This is a genomic window from Methylobacterium komagatae, assembly GCF_042661665.1.
GTDB lineage: Bacteria > Pseudomonadota > Alphaproteobacteria > Rhizobiales > Beijerinckiaceae > Methylobacterium > Methylobacterium komagatae.
On record NZ_JBHSWN010000001.1, the window covers coordinates 3,110,150 to 3,132,116 of the forward strand.

At 68.0% G+C, this 21,967-nt stretch carries 18 protein-coding genes and 2 pseudogenes; 13 read left to right on the forward strand and 7 right to left on the reverse strand.

Features of this window, described 5'->3' with window-relative positions; all coding sequences use genetic code 11:
• The first annotated feature begins 129 nt into the window (after window positions 1-129).
• Together ACFQE0_RS15450 and ACFQE0_RS15455 are read left to right on the forward strand one after the other, a co-directional pair.
• Window positions 130-561 carry an FAD-binding protein gene (locus ACFQE0_RS15450; RefSeq protein WP_378971154.1) on the forward strand — a complete coding sequence of 144 codons (432 nt, stop codon included), beginning with the start codon at window positions 130-132 and terminating at the stop codon, window positions 559-561.
• Window positions 549-1,808: a GMC oxidoreductase gene (locus ACFQE0_RS15455; RefSeq protein ID WP_378971157.1), complete on the forward strand. Its 1,260-nt coding sequence runs from the start codon at window positions 549-551 to the stop codon at window positions 1,806-1,808. The genes ACFQE0_RS15450 and ACFQE0_RS15455 overlap by 13 nt, the downstream gene beginning before the upstream one ends.
• Before the next feature lie 6 nt (window positions 1,809-1,814).
• On the opposite strand, the gene ACFQE0_RS15460 is transcribed toward ACFQE0_RS15455, so the two are convergent.
• From ACFQE0_RS15460 to ACFQE0_RS15485, 6 genes are read right to left on the reverse strand one after another with little or no spacing between them, the layout of a single operon-like run.
• The gene (locus tag ACFQE0_RS15460) at window positions 1,815-2,777 is read right to left on the reverse strand and encodes an NAD-dependent epimerase/dehydratase family protein (protein WP_378971159.1); all 963 of its coding nucleotides are present in this window, start codon (window positions 2,775-2,777) and stop codon (window positions 1,815-1,817) included.
• Window positions 2,774-3,964, reverse strand: coding sequence for a GNAT family N-acetyltransferase (locus ACFQE0_RS15465; protein ID WP_378971160.1), 1,191 nt, complete (start codon window positions 3,962-3,964; stop codon window positions 2,774-2,776). The genes ACFQE0_RS15460 and ACFQE0_RS15465 overlap by 4 nt, the downstream gene beginning before the upstream one ends.
• Window positions 3,961-4,896, reverse strand: coding sequence for a glycosyltransferase family 2 protein (locus tag ACFQE0_RS15470; RefSeq protein ID WP_378971162.1), 936 nt, complete (start codon window positions 4,894-4,896; stop codon window positions 3,961-3,963). Before ACFQE0_RS15470 ends, ACFQE0_RS15465 begins: the two co-directional genes overlap by 4 nt.
• Window positions 4,893-5,687, reverse strand: a complete 795-nt coding sequence (locus ACFQE0_RS15475) for a polysaccharide deacetylase family protein (protein ID WP_378971164.1) — start codon at window positions 5,685-5,687, stop codon at window positions 4,893-4,895. The genes ACFQE0_RS15470 and ACFQE0_RS15475 overlap by 4 nt, the downstream gene beginning before the upstream one ends.
• Window positions 5,687-6,802, reverse strand: coding sequence for an endo-1,4-beta-xylanase (locus tag ACFQE0_RS15480; RefSeq protein WP_378971167.1), 1,116 nt, complete (start codon window positions 6,800-6,802; stop codon window positions 5,687-5,689). Before ACFQE0_RS15480 ends, ACFQE0_RS15475 begins: the two co-directional genes overlap by 1 nt.
• Window positions 6,789-7,784, reverse strand: a complete 996-nt coding sequence (locus tag ACFQE0_RS15485; protein WP_378971169.1) for a glycosyltransferase family 2 protein — start codon at window positions 7,782-7,784, stop codon at window positions 6,789-6,791. Before ACFQE0_RS15485 ends, ACFQE0_RS15480 begins: the two co-directional genes overlap by 14 nt.
• Window positions 7,785-8,141: 357 nt before the next feature.
• Between ACFQE0_RS15485 and ACFQE0_RS15490 the strand changes: the two genes are divergently transcribed.
• The 5 genes from ACFQE0_RS15490 (at window position 8,142) to ACFQE0_RS15510 (ending at window position 14,771) form a co-directional block, all read left to right on the forward strand.
• Window positions 8,142-9,419, forward strand: a complete 1,278-nt coding sequence (locus ACFQE0_RS15490; RefSeq protein WP_378971172.1) for an O-antigen ligase family protein — start codon at window positions 8,142-8,144, stop codon at window positions 9,417-9,419.
• A complete protein-coding gene (locus tag ACFQE0_RS15495) occupies window positions 9,416-11,098 on the forward strand; it encodes a serine aminopeptidase domain-containing protein (RefSeq protein WP_378971174.1) in 1,683 nt (560 codons plus the stop codon). Before ACFQE0_RS15490 ends, ACFQE0_RS15495 begins: the two co-directional genes overlap by 4 nt.
• A 59-nt stretch (window positions 11,099-11,157) precedes the next feature.
• Window positions 11,158-12,348 (forward strand): Na+/H+ antiporter NhaA, encoded by a 1,191-nt coding sequence (gene nhaA, locus ACFQE0_RS15500; protein ID WP_378971176.1) that lies wholly within the window; start codon window positions 11,158-11,160, stop codon window positions 12,346-12,348.
• A gap of 420 nt (window positions 12,349-12,768) precedes the next feature.
• On the forward strand, window positions 12,769-13,449 hold the full coding sequence (locus ACFQE0_RS15505) for a response regulator transcription factor (RefSeq protein WP_378971178.1): 681 nt from the start codon (window positions 12,769-12,771) through the stop codon (window positions 13,447-13,449).
• A 299-nt stretch (window positions 13,450-13,748) separates the two neighbouring features.
• The gene (locus ACFQE0_RS15510) at window positions 13,749-14,771 is read left to right on the forward strand and encodes a flagellin N-terminal helical domain-containing protein (protein WP_378971180.1); all 1,023 of its coding nucleotides are present in this window, start codon (window positions 13,749-13,751) and stop codon (window positions 14,769-14,771) included.
• A gap of 87 nt (window positions 14,772-14,858) precedes the next feature.
• On the opposite strand, the gene ACFQE0_RS15515 is transcribed toward ACFQE0_RS15510, so the two are convergent.
• Entirely contained in the window at window positions 14,859-15,143 is a 285-nt protein-coding gene (locus tag ACFQE0_RS15515) for a PilZ domain-containing protein (RefSeq protein ID WP_378971183.1), read from the reverse strand.
• A gap of 127 nt (window positions 15,144-15,270) precedes the next feature.
• On the opposite strand from ACFQE0_RS15515, the gene ACFQE0_RS15520 reads away from it, so the two are divergent.
• The 6 genes and pseudogenes from ACFQE0_RS15520 (at window position 15,271) to flgK (ending at window position 21,966) form a co-directional block, all read left to right on the forward strand.
• On the forward strand, window positions 15,271-15,780 hold the full coding sequence (locus tag ACFQE0_RS15520; protein ID WP_378971185.1) for a hypothetical protein: 510 nt from the start codon (window positions 15,271-15,273) through the stop codon (window positions 15,778-15,780).
• Window positions 15,781-15,911: 131 nt separating this feature from the next.
• Window positions 15,912-17,162, forward strand: a complete 1,251-nt coding sequence (locus tag ACFQE0_RS15525) for a DUF1217 domain-containing protein (RefSeq protein WP_378971187.1) — start codon at window positions 15,912-15,914, stop codon at window positions 17,160-17,162.
• 6 nt (window positions 17,163-17,168) lie between these two features.
• Window positions 17,169-17,896, forward strand: a pseudogene (gene flgF, locus ACFQE0_RS15530) (flagellar basal-body rod protein FlgF).
• Between the two features lie 4 nt (window positions 17,897-17,900).
• A pseudogene (fliI, locus tag ACFQE0_RS15535) lies at window positions 17,901-19,219 on the forward strand (flagellar protein export ATPase FliI).
• Window positions 19,220-19,307: 88 nt separating this feature from the next.
• Window positions 19,308-20,519 (forward strand): flagellar hook protein FlgE, encoded by a 1,212-nt coding sequence (locus ACFQE0_RS15540; protein WP_378971190.1) that lies wholly within the window; start codon window positions 19,308-19,310, stop codon window positions 20,517-20,519.
• A gap of 28 nt (window positions 20,520-20,547) precedes the next feature.
• A complete protein-coding gene (gene flgK / locus ACFQE0_RS15545) occupies window positions 20,548-21,966 on the forward strand; it encodes a flagellar hook-associated protein FlgK (protein ID WP_378971192.1) in 1,419 nt (472 codons plus the stop codon).
• The last annotated feature ends 1 nt before the right edge of the window (window position 21,967 follow it).

A 21,967-nucleotide genomic window follows, 5' to 3' on the forward strand; every position in this document is an offset into this window, starting at 1 on the left:
AGGACGATCGAGCGGTGGATGACCTCTATCGAGCATTGAACGCTGCTGCGGCTTGTTCTAGTTTCTAGTAGAGGTTGTATCCCGATTATTCGGCGCCTCGCTCGGGGAGGCGATGATTTGATCAGGCACGTGGCGACAGTCGAGGACGGGCAAATCCTCAGCGCCGATCTGTGCATCGTCGGCGCCGGAGCGGCGGGGATCACGCTCGCGCTTCAATTTGCCGATTCGGGCTTGCGCGTTTTGCTGCTCGAAGGCGGCGAAGCCCAGAAACTCCCGGAAGCGCAGTCGCTCTATGCCGGCACGGTCGATGAGCCCGAGTTGCATAGCCCGCCCGACCGCTACCGTGAGCGCCGCTTCGGCGGCACCACGACGGTGTGGAGCGGTCGCTGCCTGCCCTACGATCCGATCGATTTCGACCGGCGGCCGTGGATCGCTGAGAGCGGCTGGCCGATCTCCTATGAGGATGTGGCAAAACACTATCCGGCCGCGATGACGCTCTGCGAGGCGGGCGATTACGTCTTCTCGGCTGAGAACGTGAAGCCGGGGGCATGCGCCCGCTGATCCGTGGCTTCACGACCGAGAATTTCGATACGGATCGCATCGAGCGCTTCTCTTGCCCGACGAATTTCGGCGCCCGCTACAGTCACAAGCTGCATGCGAGCCGAAATATCGAGGTGATCCTCGGCGCCAACGTCACGGAACTTCTGACGGAAGCGGACGGGGGACGGGTGCGCGGCCTGTCGGTGCGTGCCCTCGGGGGGAAGCAATTCTGGGTCGAGGCACAGCAGGTTGTGCTCGCGACCGGGGGCCTCGAAATCCCGCGCCTCCTCCTCGCCTCCCGCGACCGGCACGCCGATGGGCTCGGCAACGCCTCGGGGCTCGTGGGCCGCTTCTACATGTGCCACATCGCGGGCACGATCGGTGATCTGCGGCTCGATGTCGGGCCGGGCGACGTACAGGCGGGGTATGAGCAGGCCGATGACGGCAGCTATTGCCGCCGCCGCCTCGCCCTCACGCCCGCCGCGCAAGAGGCGAACGGGATCGCCAACGGGCTGATGCGTTTGCACTTCCCGGCCATCCCCGATCCGAGCCACGGCAGTGGCCCGCTCTCGGTGCTCTATCTGGCCAAGCCCTTCGTCGGGCACGAGCACGGCAAGCGCCTGAAGAACCGGGGCGGGGAGGGGATGTGGCTGCGCCACGCCCTGAACGTGGCGCGCGATCCGCTGGCGACCTCGGCCTTCATGTGGCGCTGGCTTCGCTACCGGACGCTGGCCGCGCGGAAGTTCCCGTCAGTGATCGTCCCGACGCGCGACAACCGCTTCAGCATCGACTTCCACGGCGAGCAGGTGCCGAACCGCGAGAGCCGCATTACGCTGGGCTCCGAGACCGATGCCTTCGGCATGCCGCGCCTCGCCATCGCGTGGCGCCACTCGCCCACCGACATCCGTACGGCGGAGGTCGCCCTAAACCTGTTCGCGGCCGACCTCGCCCGGTGGGGACGGGGCCGCCTCACCTACGACCGCGCGTCGGTCGGCCACCACATGCTGCGCGACGGCGCTTATGGTGGCCACCATATCGGGACGACGCGGATGAGCGCGACGCCGGCGAGCGGCGTGGTGGACACGACCTGCCGGGTGCATGGCGTGTCGAACCTCTACATCGCGGGCGCATCGACCTTCCCGACTTCGAGCCAGGCCAACCCGACGCTGACCGTCGTCGCGATGGCGCTTCGCCTCGCCGAGACTCTAAAGAAGCGTTTGGCCGCCACGCCGCATCTCGCCGGCTCGGACCAGCGCGACGCGGCGTGAACCCTCCTACAACCGGGTTCGCAGCCAAGCGGCGGCGGCCGCCAGGGCCGCGTCCGGCGGCGTCCGGGGGAAGGCGAGTTCCGTGCTCGCCCGCCGATGGTCGAGCACGATGTCTTGGCCGAAGGTCCGCGCGAGCGAAGGCGGCACGCAAGCTGGAAGCGGCAGACCTGAAACGACACGCCCCGCGGTGCGCTGTGCGATCGTGACCGCCGGGGCGACGATCTTGGTCTCGATCTTCAGCCAACGCGGCGAGATGCGCGTCACCGGCACGGCGCCGATGGCACGGCCGAGGCCGACGAGATAGGCGTTCCAGCTTTTCGGGTCCGGATCGGAAATGTTGAAGGCCTCCCCCGTCGCGCTCGGCTTGCGCAGGCTCGCGAGGATGGCCGCAACCAGATCGTCCACGTAGGTCAGGTTGCAGGTGCCGTCTCCGGCCGCGCCGAGATCGCCGAGCCGGTGCTGCCTCAGGAGGCGTCCCATCCGTTCGGTCCATTGCGGAGAGCCCGCGCCGTGGACGCAGCCCGGCCGCAGGATCACGAAATCGAGGCCGGACCCGGCGACGATGGTCTCGCCTTCGACCTTGGCATGGGCATAAGCGCCGAGTGACGGATCGAGCGCCTTCGATTCATCGACGAGGCCCGTCGCCGGGCCGTAAACCGCCATACTGCTCAGGTGGACGAGGCGCGTCACCCCCGCCGCTCTGGCTGCGGCGCAGAGGTTGCGGGTGCCCTCGACCATGGCCGCGTCGCCGCCCGCCACGCAATTGACCGCCATGCCGATGCCGGTCATCGCCTGTGCCAGCGCGGTGGGATCGGTGACATCCGCCTGCCGCGTCTCGGTGCCGGGCGGCAGGGACGCGGCCCGGCGGCGCACCAGCGCGACGGGACGGAAATCCGGCGAGGCCGCGAGCGCGGCAACGAGGTGCCGTCCGATGAAGCCGGTGGCACCGAGGACGAGAACGGGGATCATGCGGTGTCGGGAGCCTTTTGTCGGCCGGACGAAGCCGGCTCCTGAATGGGCGGGCGGCCGTTGAGGCGGCGGATCGCGTTCCGCAGCCACAGCACCCGCTTGGCGCGACGGCGCAGACCGCGCTTGACGGCGCGGGCGCCGAGGGCTGCCCGGCCGCGCGCGGAGGCGGCGGTCTCGCAAGCGAAGAGCGGCAGGTCGGTATCGACCCAATCCTGCTTGTAGGGTTCGTCCCCCACGGTGAAATCGAACAGCGCGAGGCGCTCGCCGCAGGCCCAGCGCAGCATCGCGTCCAGCATCAGTCGGCCGGTGGCGTAGGCGCGCCATTCGCCCGCCTCCCAGCCCAGCATCAGGTAGTAGAACCGGCCGCGCTGGACGAGGCCGAGATGCGCAGCGACGGGCACCCCATCGACCTGCATCAGATCGCCATGGATATGCCCCTCCGGCAGGGTCACCATGGCGATGCGATCATAGAAGGCGCGGAAGGCCGGGTCCGCGAATGCATCCGCGTTACCGGTCTCCAGCCAGCGCCGGGATTTCATCGCCTGCATCGCCGAGAGGATCGGCGCCATTCCGGCTTGCGTCTCCGCCACGGTGAATTCCACCGCGCCGCGGCCCCGCAACTTGCGCCAGCTTCGCCGCTGGCGGGCGTTGAAGCTCGTCGAGAACTTCGCGCTGACGGCCTCGTAATCACCGCTGATGGCAAGCGCCTGGGCAAGCCCGGCCAGCTTGGCGCCGGGCATGCGAGCGAGGGGATTCGGCACGGGCCCAGCGACGCCGTCCGGCGGATCGAGGGTCGCGGGCATCTTCGTGACATCGAGGACATCGTGCGGGGGCAAGGCCACCCGTAGGATCTGCCACAGCCGCTCCGTGGCCGGGCCGTCCAGCCCGGAGGCGAAGGCCGGGTCGCAGAGAGGCGCGTTGTAGTCGGTCACCCGGCCGCCGAGGAAGGCGATTGTCCGTATCGAACCGCGCCGGGCGAATGAGAGCGGTACAAGCAGCCGCGCGATCCCATCCTCCCGCAGGATGAGGAGCAGCGGCTCTTCGCCCGCCGCCCGGCCGATCGTCTCGGCATAGCAGGCGAGCCATGGTTCGCTCTGGAAGGCATAGCCCGCCATGGTCGCGGGCCGCACCTGCGCGAAGGCGGAGGCGACGTCGCGATGCGTCTCGACGGTGAGGGCGCCGGTCATCGGTGACCTCGCGGCATCATCCACCAGCACAGCTTGCCCGCGACTTGCGCCACCTTCAGGCGACGCTTGGGGAGAATGGCAGGATCGCGGGTGCCCAGCCGCTGGAGCGTCACGAGGCCGAGTTGCGCCGCCGCCCGCAGGGTCACCAGCACGGCCTTGGAAAGAGGATGGCGCGCCCGCCGGATGGCGATGACCGCCCATTGCTGCCCGCCGCGCCAGTTGCGGCGGCGGAGCGCCGCGAAGGTGGCACGGTCGGCGGGCACGACCTCGTGGACGACTGCCTCGGCGCACCAGACCATGCGACGCCCCTGCGCGGCGAGGCGCACGAACAGGTCGTGATCTTCTCCGCCCACGCGCCCCAGCGCCGGGTCGAACGGGTTCGGCCCAGCGAGGCAGGTTGCCCGGCGCAGGAGAGAATTGCCGGTGCCCATCCAGCGTCCGCTCGCCGCCGCATCATGGCGGATCCCCATCGGCGTGCCGCTCGGCGCGGAGAGCCGCCGCCGGTGGGGGCGGCCCTCGGGATCCCAATCCGGCGCGCCATCCACGAAATCCGGCTCCACGGCGCCGAACACCACATCGGCTCCGCTCATCTCGGCGGTGGCGACGAGGGCGGCGAGCCAGCCCGGTTCGCACCATTCGTCGTCGTCGAGGAACACGACGAGGTCACCCTCAGTCCCTGCGACGCCCTGGTTTCGGGCATGGCTGATGTTCGGCACCGGATAGGCGAGGTAGCGCACGGGCAGGCCGGGCTCGGCCGCGATGGCCTCGACCACCGGGCGGGCGCTGCCGCTCGGTGCGTTGTCCACGACGGCGACCTCCCCGGTGACGCCGGGGGGCAAGGTCTGCTCCCGCGCCGTGCGCAGGGCACGCGACAGCAAGAGCGGCCGCTCGTAGGTGCAGATCACCACGCTGACGCGGATCCCGGCGCTCACGGCCCTTCTCCCGGCATGATCTCGGCGGCGACCGCACCGACGGTGGCGATCCGCAGGCCCGCCGCGAGGGAGGCTGCCAGGGTCGCTTCGAACAGATCCGGCGAGCAGCCCCAGGGCGAAGGACCGGGTGCAACATCGTGGGTGTAGACGATGAGCCAACCCCCTGCGCGCGCCACGTCGCCGATCAGCGCCTCGATGCGCTCGCGCGTCATGGACAGGTCGTACAGGGCGACGGCAGGGAGGAGCGCAAGATCGAGCGTCCCGCGCGCGATGCCCGATTCCGTCCCCCGGCAGGTGATGGTGCGCGCGGCGGCGGCCCGTTTCGCGCCGAGGGTCACCTGGCCGTAGGGATAGGCGAAGGAGGCCGGGCGCAGGCCGGGCACAAGGCGACCGAGAGCCGCGTGATTGGCCGCGAGGTCGCCGTCATAGGCTTCGGCCGGGACGGCACGGGCGTCGAGATGGTTGTAGGTGTGATCGCCGATCTCATGTCCGGCGGCGTGGAGCGCCCGTACCCGCTCGGGCGAAACGATCGGCCCGACCGGGCTCGAGTTCCCCAGTAAGCCGCAGGACACGTACCACGTCGCCAGCGCCCCCGCTCGGTCGAGAGCCGGAAGGGCGTTGGCATAGGCCGATTCCGGAAAATCGTCGAAGGTGAAGGAGATCGTCGGCGGGAAATCTGCTGGCAGCGGCGCGGGACGGCGCGAGAGACGACGCGCCAGCGCCCGCTCGGTGAAGCGGCCCACCCGCGCACCGGCTCTGGCGAAGGCTCCTCCAGGATCGCGAGAATCCATCAGTGGCCCCTTCGGTCCGGCGCCGCACGCAAAGCCTCGGCGATGGCCGCGCGCAGGGGCTTGGGGCAGAAGGCGTCGTCATAGGGGTTCGGTCGCGCGGGCAGGCCGTCGCGGCGGCGGAACTGCTCGTTGCCGTCGACCCAGTTGTCGGCGTCGCTCACGCCCCAGGTGACGAGCAGGCGGACGGCCGGCTCGGCAAGGGCAACCGCAAGATAATCCTGCGCCGCCCGCGCGGCGGCCTCGTCGCGCTTCGCCACGGGGGCGGGCAATTCGCGATCGACCACGTCGAACTCGGTGATGAAGATCGACAGTCCCAGGCTGGCCACGTCCCGCAGGAAGGCAGCGAAGATCTCCGGCTTCAGGATGCCCTGCCGCCCTGGCGCGAGATGCCCCTGGATGCCGAGCGCGCGGATCGGCACGTTCCGGCGGATCAGTCGGTTCAGCAGATCCAGCATCGCCGCCCTGCGGCTCGCATGCCAGGGCGTGTCGAGTTCGAGATCGTACTCGTTCAGGGTCAGGATCGCGGAGGCATCCGTCTCGGCGGCCAGGCCGAAGGCCCGGTCGATGTATTCCTCTCCCAGGGCCTCGAAGAACGGGGTTCGGCGCAGGCCCTTCGGCCGGTCGGGCCCCGGCTCGATGGGCTCGTTCACTACATCCCAGGAATGCAAAAGGCCCGCGTAGCGCCCGCAGACCGTTTGAATGTGGCGCTTCATCAGGGCCGTCATGGCGGCAGGTGCACGGGTCTGCGCCACCTCGGTAGGGAGGGCCTCGTGCCAGACGAGGGCATGGCCGCGGGCCTTGAGTTTCTGCGCCCGCGCGAGGTCGAGAAGCCGGTCGGCCGGGGCGAAATCGAACCGGCCGGGCTGGGGCTCGATTCCGGCCCATTTCAGCTCGACGCCGGGCACGAGCATCCCCGCCTCCGCCAGAGCCACCTGCTTGAGCCGCGGCAAGTGCTCGAGGGAGGTCGTGACGCTCATGCCGAACAGGAGCCCGCGCGCCTCAGCCAGGGCGGCGAGGCTCGGACGCGGCGCCTGACACGCGGCAGCCGGGAGAAGTGGCGCCGCTCCGAGGCAGGCCGCCCCTGCCAGCAGGGAGCGCCGGTCAACGATGGCCATGCATCGCACCGTCCAGGGACGGCGCCCGTCCACCCTGCGCCGCGCGCTGGCGCATGCGCTCGGCGGCGCGGGTGCGGCCGATCACCAGGGCGAGGTGCTGGTAGGAGCGCACGAAGGCGAGATAGCCGGGCTTGTCGAAGCGGCGCACGCCCTGCCGCCACGCCTGAAGATAGCCGAGCAGCATCGCGACGGCGCCGACGACGCGCGGACGCTTGTTCAACCGGTAGACGGTCGCCGCCAGCATGAAGAGCGGCGGCGTCCCCATTACCCAGGCGCCGAGGCCATGGCGCATCCGGCCATGCCACAGGCTGATGTGACTCGACCCCATGGGCCGCAGATGAATGAAGCGAAGCTCGGGATCGGGAAAGCTCGTCGCCCGCATGCCGTGCATCCGGCAGAGATGGCAATCGATCCCGTCCCAGCCGATGGAGACCGGGAAGCCGCCGATCTCCCGCCACGCCGAGACACGGTAGAACTTCGTCATCCCGACCGCGAACTCGTCCGCGATGTGCTCGCTGACCAATTCCCCGGTCGCCGCCTCGCGGAAATAGGGCTTGCCACTACAGGTCGCGAGAAGGGGATCGCCGTCCATCTTCGCGACGAGGCCCTCGAAATACCCATCCGGCAGGTCGAGATCCATGTCGAGCTTGCACAGGAACTCGAACTGCGAAAGGTCGACGGTGCCGAGCCCCTCGTTGAACGCCTCGATGACCCCCGGCCCGACCTTGCGCACTCCACGATCCACACGACGAACCACGTCGAGATAAGGCATGCGCTCGCGATACTCGGCGAGAATGGCCTGCGTCTCGTCCGTAGATCCATCATCGACGAAGACGAGCTTGGCGGGAGGCAACGTCTGGCGCAGCAAGCTGTCGAGGGTCGTTCGAAGGGTGCTCGCCTCGTCCCGGCTCGGGGCAATGACGAGGTAGCGCCTCTCAGGCCCACGCCTGGAGAGCGGCTTTACCGCATCCACCTGCCCCATGCCCGATCCTCACAAACTGTTACTGGAACGACCTGTATTGTAGCACATGATTGGCCCGCGTCTCTCAGTAATGAGCATCCGTCACATGTATGAAGATGTATACCCACACGTTTTCGGTCATGGCCCTTGACGGGGCAGAGCGCGATCCTCTCTATTCTCATTAAGCGATTTCCAACGAACCCGCCACAGAGCGCTCCGAAAACTTTATGGTGAATAGTCAACGAACGAGATCGGGGAGCCAGGGACCGGGACGTGATGGGCCGGTACATTATGGGGATTGAACCCGCCGGCGCATCCACGAGCCTGCGGGCTTCGGCTGCTCGCGCGCGCTCGCAGGAGCCGTCCGGGGATGCGCGGATGCGCCCCGTCACGACATGGCAACTCGTCGTCACCATCATCGCGACGCTGATGCTGCTCGGGGTCAATTTCGGCACGAACAGCCCGGTCGAGGACATCGCCACGCAATCGAGCGCCCTGAACACGCCGATCCAGGCGGCGATCCTCGGCGCCCTGGTCTGGCTCGGCTATCATTACCGCACCCTTCAGGCGCGGGCGCTGCCGGTCCTCACCCCGTTCCTGCTCGTGCTCGCCCTCGCGGCCTGCACCAGCCTATGGTCCCAGGCGCCGGAAGCAAGCTTCCGCCGCTCGGTCTCCCTCGCAAGCCTCATGGCGCTCGCGGTCTACGCGCATACCGTGCTGGGCACGCTCGCCTTCTGCCGCGTGCATGTGCTCGTGACGTGGATCGCCGCCGGGGCGAGCCTCGCAGCGGCGGTGCTGATCCCATCTTCCGCTTACGATCTCGGCGAATATGCGGGCGCCATTCGCGGCGTGTTCAACCAGAAGAACTCGCTTGGCGACGCGATGGTCGTGGGCACGCTGGCGCTGATGTACGTGGTGCTCAAACGGCAGCGCGTCACCGCCCTCGACCTCGCGACCCTGGTCATGGCGGTGATCGTCATCCGGCTGGCGCAATCGACCACGGCGCTCGTGCTGTTCCTGATGATCGTCACCAGCACGGTCTATGCGCTTCTGTGGATGCGCGGCACGAGCGGCTCGATCTTCTGCATGATCCTGCTCACCGTGCTGATCCTGTCCTTCACCCTCGTGATGGTCATGGATCCTAAGGCTGTGTACGGGGCGCTCGGCAAGAACGAGACGCTGACCGGCCGCGTCCAGATCTGGCAGGCGGTGAAGCAGGCGAGCGGGGGCTGGCCGATCCTCGGCTACGGCTATTCCGCGTTCTGGCTGCCCGACACGCGCATGGTCGGGGACATCTGGTACGAGATCGGCTGGAAGGCTCCGAGCGCCCATAGCGGCTACCTCGACACCATCGTCCAGATCGGCCTGCTCGGTCTCGGTCTTCTGGCCTGGACGGCTCTTCTGACGACGTGGCGCGCGCTGAAGGCGATGGGCACCGGCAGGCTGGCGGAGGGCTGGTGGACGCTCACCATGCTCGCGATCCTCGCTCTGTACAATTACGACGAATCCTCGCTGCCGCAGCCCGACATCCACATGTTCCAGTGGGTCTTGGCTTTCCTCGCCTGCTCCTGCTCGCCCAGCCCTCACGTCCTGCCCTACGGTGCGGACCGCGAGGCGGCCCCGCTCCGCCTGCTCCTCTGGCGGCGGCGGCTATGAGCGCCGCCGTCGCAGTCGCCATCGACGGGCTGTTCGGCTGGTACACGCCCGGCCGCTCGGGCCGGGGCGTGGTGCTGTGCCCGCCCCTCGGTTTCGAGGGCGTGGCGACCTATCGCGGCCTGCGCGAGCTCGCCCTGCGTCTGAACGCGGCGGGGCTTTCGACGCTCCGCATCGACTATCCCGGCGAAGGTGAATCCGCCGACGAGTCAGCGGGGCGGATCGGGGGCCAGACCGGCGCGATCCGCCGGGCCGTCCGCTACCTGCGAGAGCACGACGGGTCGGAGGAGGTATACCTTGTGGGGCTGCGCTTCGGGGCGACCCTGGCCGCGCTGTCCGGTGAGGGCGACGGGCTGGCGCTGCTGTCGCCCTTCGCCTCGGGCCGCGCCTATCTGCGCGCCATGACCCTCTGGTCGCAGACCGCCGACGCCATGCCGGACGGCACGGCGATCCCGCAGGATCCGGCCTCGCCGGTCATCGGCGGGCACCGCCTGAGCCCCGCCTTCCTAGCGGACCTCCCCTCGGCCGACATCAAGAAGGCGGCCCCGCCCGGCGCGGCGCCTGCTCGGGTGCTCGTGCTCGGAGCGGATCCGGCCGGGCTCGTGGAGTTCTACCGCGCTCGCGGAAGCGTCGCCTCGCTCGAGCCTTTCCCCGGTCAGTCGCAATTCCTCGCCAACCCCTACGGTGCCGAGATCCCGCACGAGGCCTTCGCCCGCGTCGTCGGCTTCGTCGCAGAGGGCATCCCCGCGCGACGCGTCGAGCCACGCCCGCCCGAGCCGGACCCGTCCATCTCCGGCGAGGGATGGCTGGAAAAACCCGTGCGCCTGCCCCACGCCACCGGCATCTTGTGCACGCCGACACGTCCGCAGCCCGGCGCGCCGCTGGTCGTCTTCATCAATTCCGGCATGAACATCCGCTCCGGTTACGGGCGGCAGAGCACGGACATGGCACGCGTGCTGGCCGCATCCGGGATCGCGTCCTTCCGCTGGGACCAGCGCGGCGTCGGCGAGACGGAGGACAGGCCAGACGGAAAATATCCCCTCTATGTCGCTGACACGGTCGGCGAATTCCGCGCCGTGCTCGATCACGTCACCCCGCCGGAGGGTGTCATCGTGCTCGGGACATGCAGCGGCGCCTATCTCGCGTTCCACACGATCTGCGCCGACGAACGCATCCGGGCTGCCATCCTCGTGAACCTGTACAAGTTCGACTGGGACGGCAGCGACGACCTCGACGCGATCATGCGCCACCAATTTCGCAGCACGGCGAGCTACGCCTCGCTGTTGAAGCGGCGGGAGGCCTGGATGCGACTGCTGCGCGGGGACATCCGTATCGCGGCGATTGCCCGCCATCTCTTCGGAGCCGGACTGGCTCGGGTGCGGGACAAGCTGGCCGCGCTGCTGCGCTCGCGGGCGGACCGCGCACGCATGGTGGCCGGACGGATCGCATCGCTGCGCCGACGCGGGCAAAGCCTCGTCCTCGTCTACAGCGCAGGTGATGTCGGCATTGCCGATGCTCATGCACAGCTCGGCCGCTCCCCGCGCGGGATCATCCGTCGCCTCGGGCGCGAATTGTTGATTGCCCCAGGGGCCGACCACAACTTCAGCACCGACGGCGCGCAGGAAAGACTGACTGAGATCGTCCTCGATCTCGTACGAGAAACGAGAGACGCCGCCAAATAACCCAGGCGGCGGACCGATTTGACTTGAACCGGGGCGGCATCCTTGGCACCCCCCGGAGCATGCAGGCACCACGCACGCTTCGTCGCCCGGCCTCGGCCCTCAGACGCATGCTGACCGGCGAAGCCGGCGGCGGCCTCGTTCTGATGGCGAGCGCAGCGCTCGCCCTCGCGGTGGCGAACTCGTCCCTGGCCAATGTGTATTTCAGCGCGCTGAAGGCCTATCTCGGCCCGCTTAGCGTCCTGCACTGGATCAACGATGCGCTGATGGCGGTGTTTTTCCTGCTCGTCGGTCTGGAGATCAAGCGCGAGATGCTGGACGGGCGCCTGAGGACATGGCCCGACCGCATCCTGCCCGGCCTCGCCGCCCTCGGTGGCATGGCCGCACCCGCACTGGTCTATTGCGCGGTGAACCTGTCCTCGCCGGAAACCCTGCGCGGTTGGGCGATTCCGGCCGCGACGGACATCGCCTTCGCCCTGGGCGTGCTGGCCCTGCTCGGCTCGCGGGTGCCGGTGTCGCTCAAGGTGTTCCTGACGGCGCTCGCCATCATCGACGACCTGGGCGCGGTGGTCATCATCGCCGCCTTCTACACAGCCGATCTCTCGCTTCCGATGCTCGGCGGCGCGGCTTTGACGTTCGCGGTGCTCTTCGGGCTGAACAAGGCGGGCGTGAGCCGCCTCACGCCCTACCTGCTGCTCGGGCTGGTGCTGTGGGTCCTGGTACTCAAATCGGGCGTGCATGCCACCGTTGCCGGGGTGCTGCTGGCCCTGACGATTCCGCTCCGCCTCAGCGCCGGAAAGCCCGACGATCCGGCCTCGCCCCTGCATCGGCTCGAACACGCGATCCAGCCCTGGTCGGCCTACCTGATCCTGCCGATCTTCGGCTTCGCCAATGCGGGCGTGTCGCTCGCCCAGTTCGAATGGCGGATGCTCCTCGAACCTGTCACCCTCGGGGTCGCGCTCGGCCTCTTCATCGGCAAGCAGGTCGGCGTTTTCGGCTGCGTGCTCGCTTGCGCGGCCATGGGGCTGGCGCAGCGCCCCGCCCACGCGACCTGGGCGCAGGTTTACGGCGTGGCGATCCTGTGCGGTGTCGGCTTCACGATGAGCCTGTTCATCGGTCTGCTGGCCTTCGCGGAGACACCCGCCCTCGAGTCCGAAGTGAAGGTCGGCGTGCTGGCGGGCTCTATCGCCTGCATCGTCCTGGGTGCCCTCGTCCTGCTCGTCGCCCCGACCAAGGGCGAAACTACACGCTGAAGTAGCAACGTGCTCGGGGCCGTAAGAAGGACCAAAGCTTAGAAAAGGATCATTCGACCGCGGGGCACTGACCCGTGAATGGTCCTCAGGCTTTTGAGACCCCTAGCTCGGCCGTAACTCTAAGGAAGCGTCGCCTTTCTCTCACAGCCCTGTGATGGCTGTTGCATTTCTATCGCATGGACGGCGGCGCACCTAAGCTCTCAGAGCCGCATTAACCATCCATTAACCATTGTAAATTTATTCCTTCGATCATCGAATAACGAACTCAATACGTCTACCGATTGTAACGCCGAAGTCTTTTCAAGAATTCCGCGAAGCAACTCCCCCAAAAACAAGCGAGACCGCCAGGCATTTGCCCTCCACGCCCGTGCTTCATGCACAGGGCGGCGGCAGAGCCTTGCGCTTTGAGGACGAACCGGGATGTTCATCGTCATCGACGAGCGGGTCAGCGTGACCGATCAATACGTGGCCGGCTTCGGCCAGGAGGGCGTGGCCGCCCGGGCTTTCCCGACGGACGGTTTCGAGATCTGGCTCAACGGCGCCCAGTCGCAGGACCTCGAGACGATCGAGGGTGTCGTGCTCGGCGATTGCACCGACCGGGCGGGCTACGCGGCGACGATCCGCGCCCTGTCGCATGCGCCGATCATCGCTCTGAACGAGACTCGCTCCCTGGAGCAGACCCTCGCCCTCTTCACTGCCGGCATCGACGATGTGGTGCGCAAGCCCGTCCATGTCCGCGAGATCATCGCCCGCGCCAACGCAATTCGCCGCCGTGTGAGCCGTGGCGCCGCCCTGGAGGCGGAGGCGCCGCGCGCCGGTCGCCTCGTCGTCTATCAGGACGGGCGCGATCCCGAGATCGACGGCGAGAGCCTGCTCCTGCCCCGCCGCGAACGTCATATCCTCGAATACCTCGCGAAGAACCGCGGCCGTCAGATCACCAAGGGGCAGATCTTCAACGCGGTCTACGGCGACCATGAAAGTGCTTGCGAGGAAAGCGTGGTCGAGGGCCACATCTCGAAGCTGCGCAAGAAGCTGCGCGCCCGGCTCGGACATGATCCGATCGAGGCCAAGCGCATGGCAGGCTACACCTTCGTGGGCTGAAGCCCCGCCTCCATCCACGTCATCCACAGCCCCCCACGCATCCCTTGGACGTAGCCGCCCGGTTTAACGCTTCCGTAGCAGGACCCGCGCAATTTTCAGCGTCACCGGAGCGGGAGCGAGCGCGGCAAGGCCGCCAGCACCGCCCGGACCCTGCCAAGGCCCCCGCATTCAGGGGGCCGGAAGCGCCGCGGAATGCCCCCAGGGCATAGGCATGATGCCGCTCCGCGAGCACCGGTGCGAGCCCGGATGTCAGACCGACACTCCCCGACCGTCACAGCTCGCCATAGGGTTTGCGTATCATGACCTCCATCCTGACCAACACCTCTGCCACGATCGCGCTGCAGACCCTGCGCTCGATCAACCAGCAGCTCGACACGACCAGCAACCGGGTGTCCACCGGCCAGCGCATCACCTCGGCCGCCGACGGCGCCGCCTACTGGGCCATCGCCTCCACCCTGAAGTCCGACAACGGCTCGCTCAGCGCCCTGAAGGACGCGATGAGCCTCGACAAGAACTCGATCGACGCTGCCTCGGCCGGCCTCAACAAGGTGATCGACCAGCTCACTGCCATCAAGAACGCCCTGACCTCGGCCACCTCCGAGCAGGCCGACAAGTCGAAGCTTCAGAACGACATCAAGGTCGCGCTGAACGCGATCCAGACCTACTCCGACAACACCGTGATGAACGGCTCCAACTGGCTCACGGTCAAGTCGGACGCGACCGGCTTCAGCGCCACGAAAAACCTGGTCGCGGCCTATTCGCGTGTCGGCGCCACGGTCTCGGTCAGCAAGACCCAGCTCGATACGTCGGCCTTCATCCTCTTCGATAATGCTGCCACGGCGTCCGGCACTGCCGCCAGTACCACTGCGATGACCACGATCGCGTCCGCTTCGACCTTCACCGACGTCACGGTGGCGGCCCCGACGGCGACGACAGGCCAGAAGGGCTTCATGGACACGGCCTACACCCTGACGGGTGTCGGCGTCACCGTTCCTGCAACGGTGTCGCTCAAGACGATTGACATCACCACCGCCAACCAGGCGACGATTTCGACCTATTTGAAGATCGTCGACGCCACGACGCAGCAGCTTCTGACCGGCGCGTCGAAGCTCGGCTCGATGTCGACCCTGCTGAAGTCTCAGTCCGACTTCACGCAGCAGCTCATGGACATCAACACCTCCTCGATCGGCTCGCTGGTCGATGCCAACATCGAAGAGGAGTCGACCAAGCTGAAGGCCCTGCAGACGCAGCAGCAGCTCGGCATTCAGTCGCTCTCGATCGCCAACTCGTCTTCGCAGAACGTGCTCTCGCTGTTCCGCTAAGACCGATAGCCGCCGACCTCATGTCGGCGGCTCCCCCATCGGGCCACGCTCCGGCGACGGGGCGTGGCTTTTCGCTGTCGTGATCCCTTAGCGAAGAGGCAGGAAGGTCAGCCCCGCGAAGTCGCCGCGCCGCCAGCGCAAGCGGACCCGCACCATGCTCAAGTCGTCCGCGGCGATCACGAGCTCGAACGTATCAGGCAATGCGAAACGCGAGGGGATACTGATCTTGGCCCCGTCACGAGACAGATCTCTCACCACGCAATTGTGTAATTCGTTGCCGATTACAACTCGTCCCTGCAAGACGACTCGATTGCGCTTTGCACGAGCAGGGTGATTTCCGGTCGCGGAGACATCGCGCTTAAAACCGTTCATCTATTCACCGGGCGCAAATGACGGTTTCCATTCTTATGTTACTAAGGCTATTGCAGTCGCATTAACCCAGCGTCAAGCATGAAGAGTGAATTCTGACGGCCATAGCAGCCTCAGTGTTTCAGCGCTCATGCCCACCCCGAGACAGGCCGAACCTCACCCCATCAAGCGCCTCGTCCTGCCTCCGCGCCCGATCACCGGGACGGTCGCTCAGCGGCGCAGCCGGGAGGCGCGCATCGAGCGCGGCGTGCTCGGCGTCTTTCTGCTCCTTGCGCTGACCGTGAGTGGCTTCGCGAGCTACGCGATCACCGAGGGGGCGCGGCCCTACGCGGTGCAGGCGCTGCTTCCGTCCGGGATCCGCAACTTCGCCTGGAAGGCGAGCCCCGGACCGGAACGGCCCTCTATCCCGAATGCCGATTTCGATCCGGTCACCACCGGTGCGCTACCCGATCGCCGGGTCTCGGCCATGGCCGCGCCCGAACCGACCGAGAACGGCAGCTACACGCTGCGGCGGATCTCCGGCGGGGTCGCCGTCCTCTCGGAGGCGGGGGAGGGGAGCGCGAGGTCTCGACCGGCAGCGACCTGCCCGGCGCAGGCCGCGTTCTTGCCATCCGCAACACGGGGGCTGGCTGGGTCGTGATCACCACGCAAACCATCATCGGGCCGTCCCGGCTCTGACCTTTCCACGGCTGGCACAGCCTGGAGCAAGCCTCACGACCTAGAGCGTGAGCCAACCGTCGCCGACTTGGCGCACGAGGGAATCGCGCGGCCGTGACCAGCACGCTCACCAGCTACACGCTCATCGCACGGGATCTGCCGACGGCGATGAAGCGCAAGGCCGCGGATCCGGTGACCGCGCGCGAGACCGCTTATTACAAGGCCCATATCGGCAAGGTGAAATCGATCGACGATTTCCTGGCCGACAAGCGTCTCTATGCCTACGCCATGAAGGCGTTCGGGCTCGAGGAGATGACCTACGCCAAGGCCTTCATGCGCAAGGTCCTGACAGAGGGCGCATCGAGCCCATCGAGCTTCGCCAACCGTCTTGCCGACGACCGCTACGTCGCCTTCGCCAAGGCGTTCGACTTTTCGAGCCTCAGCACGGCCAGGGGAAGCGATGCCGTGGAAGCGGGCGCGGACCAGGCCGACGGGGCGGCGGCGCGCCTCTCGGGCAATCCGATCCTACGGACCATGGATTTCAGCGGCGCGCAGGAGGCACGGTTCACCCTCACGACCCAACTCGGGGACGGGAAGGTGTCGAACGCGACCATCGTGCTCGACAAGGACACGCTCTCAGGCGTCGCCAGCGACCTGACGAAGGTGAAGGCCACAGAGATCTACACGGCCATCAAGGCCCAGATCGGTGCATCACCCATCGCGGGCCAGGTCAATCCGGGCCTCGACGTGTTCGACAGCTTGGTCTTTACGACCGCCGATTACACGGATCTCGGCGCGGACGGGAAAGCCGGTGGCATCGGCATCGACGCGGATACGAACTATGCCGGGACCGGCGCGGCCCGCACCGTCACTCTGCGCGTCGCCGCCCCTGCCGAAGGCAAGGTCGCGGTCGATATCGGCTTCGGCACGGATGTCGCGCCGGACCTCGCAGCCCAGACGGTCACCGATGCGTATCTGCGCCAAGCGATCGAGAGCGACGCGGGCAGCGAGGATACGGGCGTGCGCCTCGCCCTGTACTTCGCCCGCAAGGCGCCGACGATTGCCTCGGCCTACGAGATCCTGGGCGACAGCGCCCTGACGCAGGTGGCCAACACCCTGCTCGGCCTGCCGAGCGCGAGCAACGCCACCTCCAGCGACGCCCTGGCCAAGCGCGCCGCAAAGATCGCGGAGAAGATCGACATCAAGAGCCTGAGCGATCCGGCCGCCGTCGAGAAGCTCGTTCGGCGGTTCGCGGCGATCTGGGATGCGCAGAACAACGTCGCGACCGCGCCGATCCTCGCGCTGTTCTCCTCGGATGGCGCGTCCGACGCGCTGATGAGCTTCGCCGCTCGGGCGCGGAGCTGACGCGCCATGCAGAACGGGCTCTACGTCGCGCTCTCCAGCCAGCTCGCCCTGGAAAAGCGCCTTACGACCACCGCGCAGAACGTCGCCAACATGGCGACCGCCGGCTATCGCGCGGAGGAAACGCGCTTTTCGGCGCTCATGGCCGGGAGCGGCAAGAGCGCGGTGTCCTTTGTCGCTCCGGCGACAGCTACATCTCGCGGACTTCCGGCCAGATCACGAAGACCGACTCGCCCCTCGACGTGGCGATCCAGGGTGATGCGTGGCTCTCCGTCGGCGGCGCCGGTGGGCCGGTCTACACGCGCGACGGGCGCCTCACGATGGACCCGACGGGCCGCCTCACCGACATCACCGGACGCCCGGTCCTCGATCCCGGCGGCTCGCCGCTTCTGCTGGATCCGCAGCAGGGGCCTCCGGTGATCGGGCGCGACGGCTCGGTGCATCAGGGTGTGAACCAGGTCGGCGCCATCGGTGTGTTCACCTTCGATCCGAAGGCCACGATCAGCCGCTCCGGCACTAATGCCGTCACGCCGAGCCTGCCCGCGAAGCCCGTGCAGGATTTCACCCGCATCGGCATCCTCCAGGGTCATCTCGAAGGCTCGAACGTCAACCCGATCATGGAGATGACGAAGCTCATCGCCATCCAGCGCGCCTTCGAGAGCGCGGCGAACCTCACGCAGCAATCGGAAGCCTCGCTGCAGGACGCCATCAAGTCCCTCGGGCCGCAGGGCACGTAAAGGGATGGTGGACGCGCTCGCACGGCTGGAACAGGCAATGGCCTCGGCGGAGGGCGACCTCGTGCGGGTCGGCGGCCTCGTGCGCGAGGTGTCGGCCAGCGCCTGCCGTGTCGGGGGCATCGGCCCCCATGTGCGTCTCGGCGACCGGATGGGCTTCGAGCAGGACGGAACCTCTCAGATCGGGGAGGTCGTTCGCATCGACGCCGAAGGTGCCACGATCAAGACCTTCGGCCCCCGGATCGAGGCGGGTATCGGCACGCGGGTGTTCCGCCTCGGCGCCGCCTCGCTCCGCCCGGACCCGCGTTGGAAGGGGCGGGTGATCGACGCCCTCGGACGGCCCCTCGACGGGGGCGGGCCTCTCGTCCAGGGCACCGTGGCGGCGCCGCTCGATGCCGACCCACCCCCCGCCTTCGGCCGCGCCCGGGTACGTTCGCCCCTGGTGACGGGCGTACGGGCCCTCGACCTGTTCACGCCTCTCTGCGCCGGACAGCGCATCGGCATCTTCGCGGGCAGCGGCGTCGGCAAGTCGACGCTCCTCGCCATGCTCGCGGATGCGGAGGGCTTCGACAGCGTCGTGGTCGCCCTCGTGGGCGAGCGCGGGCGCGAGGTGCGCGAATTCCTCGAAGGGCCGATCGCCAAGGCACGCGCCCGCTCGGTGATCGTGGTCTCGACGGGCGACGAGAGCCCGATGATGCGCCGACAGGCGCCGAAAGTGGCCATGGCGGTGGCCGAATCCTTTCGCGATCGCGGCGAGTCCGTCCTCCTCATCGTCGATTCCGTCACCCGCTACGCCCATGCGGCCCGCGACGTGGCCCTGGCGGCGGGGGAGCCTGCGGTGGCGCGGGGCTATCCGCCGAGCGTGTTCTCCGATCTACCGCGCCTGCTCGAGCGGGCGGGGCCGGGCCTCGACGGTCAGGGCACGATCACGGGCGTGTTCTCGGTGCTGATCGATGGCGACGATCACAACGATCCGGTCGCGGACGCGATCCGCGGCACGCTGGACGGCCATGTGGTGCTCGACCGTGCCATCGCCGAGCAGGGCCGCTATCCGGCCATGGACCTGCTCGGTTCGATCTCGCGCCTCGCTACCGAGGTCTGGACGCCGGAGCAGCGCGACCTCGTGCGCAAGCTCAAGGCGATGATGGCCCGCTTCGAGGAGACCCGCGACCTGCGCCTCATGGGCGGCTACCGGGCCGGGACCGATGCGGGCTCGATCAGGCGATCGGGCTCGTGCCCCAGATCTACGAGGCGATGCGGCAGGAACCGGGCCACGCGCCCAGCCGCGACGCCTTTCTCGAACTCGCCCAGTCGCTGCGGGGCTGAGCATGTCCAAGCCCCGCGCAAGCCTGACCCGCCCTACTGCCCTGCATCGCCACGGGAAGCCGTGCGACAGAACATCGAAGGTGTCCCCATGAGCCTCACCGGCGTGCTCCGCACCGGCGTCTCGGGCATGAACGCCCAGACCAACCGCATTTCGACGGTGGCGGAGAACATCCAGAACGCCTCCACGACCGGCTATAAGCGGACCTCCACGGAGTTCTCTTCGCTGCTGCTCGAGTCGTCGGGGACCGGCAACTACAATTCCGGCGCGGTGGATACCGTGATCCGGCGGGCGGTGAACGAGCAGGGCTCGGTCGCCTTCACTACCAGCGATACCGATCTCGCCATCCAGGGCAGCGGCTTCTTCGTGGTGAAGGACGGCAGCGGCGGCCAGTTCCTGACCCGCGCGGGCAACTTCGTGAAGGACGGCTCGACCGGCACTCTCGTCAATTCCGGCGGCTTCACCCTGCAGGGCTACGCCCTCGACGCTCAGGGCCAGCCCGACATCGCGGGCGGCCTGATCCCGATCAAGGCCGATACCGCCACCGCCGAGGCGCGCCCGACCGACACCGCCACGGTGAGCGGCAACCTGCCTTTCGACGCGGCCATCATCGCGACTCCGGGCACGGCCGACGGCACCTACACCAAGAAGATCTCGGTGAAGACCTACGATAATGTCGGCAGCGCGGTGATCTACGACGTCTACGCCACGAAGACCTCCGCCACGACCTGGAACATCGCTCTCTACCAGCCCGCCGCCACGGCGGGCGGCGCGCCGACCAAGATCGGCGAAGCCAACCCGACCTTCGGCACGGACGGCCAGATCGCCGCCGGCACAAAGACCACCATCACCACGGCCACTGGGACCATCACCCTCGACGGAACCAAGCTCACGCAGCTTGCAGGCGACTTCGACATGAAGGCCACGTCGAATGGCAGCCCGCCCACCGCCGGCACAGGTGTCGCCTTCGGCGAGGACGGAACGGTCTTCACGCTCTATGCGGATGGCAGCCGCGCGGCGACCTACAAGGTGCCGCTCGCCTCCGTCCGCAGCCCGGACCAGCTGCTGCCCAAGGCGGGCAACGTCTTCGAGGCCAACGGCCAGTCCGGCCCGGTCGAGTTGGGCTATGCGCAGCTCGGCGGCCTCGGCACGCTGAAGTCGAAGGCTCTGGAACAATCGAACGCCGACGTCGCCACCGAACTGACGACGATGATCGAGTCGCAATCGGCCTACACCGCCAATTCGAAGGTGTTCATGACCGGCAGCGAGATGCTCGACACCCTGATGAACCTCAAGCGCTGAGCGTTCGGCAGGAGATCGGAACCGCATCATGGGCCTTCAGATCGCGCTGAGTACCGCGCGCAACGCGTTGCTCGCCACCTCGACACAGATCGCCGTCGCCTCGCGCAACATTTCGGGCGCGAGCGATACCGGCTATTCCCGCAAGATCGCCACCCTCGTTACGGGCGGCGGCACCGCGCAGGTGGTCATCACCCGCGCGGGCGACCAAGCCCTGTTCGACCGCAAGCTCACGGCGACGTCCGACGAGGCAGCCAGCGCCGCCAAGCTCGACGCCCTGAAGACCCTGTCGCAGACGGTGGGCGACACCGCCGACGTCACCTCGCCCGCGGCCCGGCTCGGCACCCTCAACGCCGCCCTGATCGCCGCCGCCAACCAGCCCGATAGCAGCGACCTCGCCCGCACGGCCGTCGACGCGGCCGGCGACCTTGCGGCGAGCCTGAACGGCGCGGCGGCGACAGTGAAATCCGTGCGCATGGAGGCCGATGCCTCGATCGCCGCGTCGGTCGCCACGATCAACGATCTGCTCGGCAAGTTCGACGCCGCCAACGGGGTGGTGATCCGCGGCACGGCGCTCGGCCTCGACATCACCGACAGCCTCGACGATCGGGACCGGATCCTCACGCAGCTCTCGGCCGTGATGGGCATCGCCACGACGACCCGTCCGGATGGCGGCATGGCGATCTACACTGATAGCGGCGCCACCCTCTATGAACGCGGTCCTCGCGCCGTCACCTTCAACCCCAGCCCGGCGCTTGGCAGCGGCGCGCTCGGCAATGCCGTCTATGTGGACGGGGTGGCCGTCACCGGCGCCAATGCGCCGATGCCGCTGCGGTCCGGCCGCATTGCCGGGCTCACAGCCCTGCGTGACGACACCGCCCTCGAATACGGGCGCCAGCTCGATTCCGTCGCCACGGGCCTCGTCGCCGCCTTCGCAGAGACCGACCCGACCACAGTCCCGGCCTCCACCGTGGCGGGTCTGTTCACGGGCTCCAGCGCAGCGTCCCTCGCGGTCGCGCCCCGGGTCGATCCGAGGCAGGGCGGCGCGGTCACGCGCCTGCGCGACGGCGGCATCGCCAGCGCCGCGACCGTGGTGAACGCGGCGGGCGAGACGGCCTATGCCGGGCGCCTCAAGACCCTCGTCGACAATCTCGGCACGGCGCGCAGCCTCGGAGCGGGCACGGCCGTCGCGAGTTCGGCGACGCTCGCGGGCTTCGCATCGGCCTCGGCGGGTTGGCTGTCGCAGCAGCGCAAGGAGGCGGATTCGGACGCCACCTACCAATCGACCCTGCTGTCGCGGGCGAGCGACGCCCTGTCGAACGTGGCGGGCGTCAACGGCGACGACGAGACCGCGCTGACGCTCCAGCTGGAGCATTCCTACACGGCTTCGGCGAAGATCATCACGGTGGTCGACCAGCTTCTCAAGACCCTCATGGACGCGGTGCGTTAGG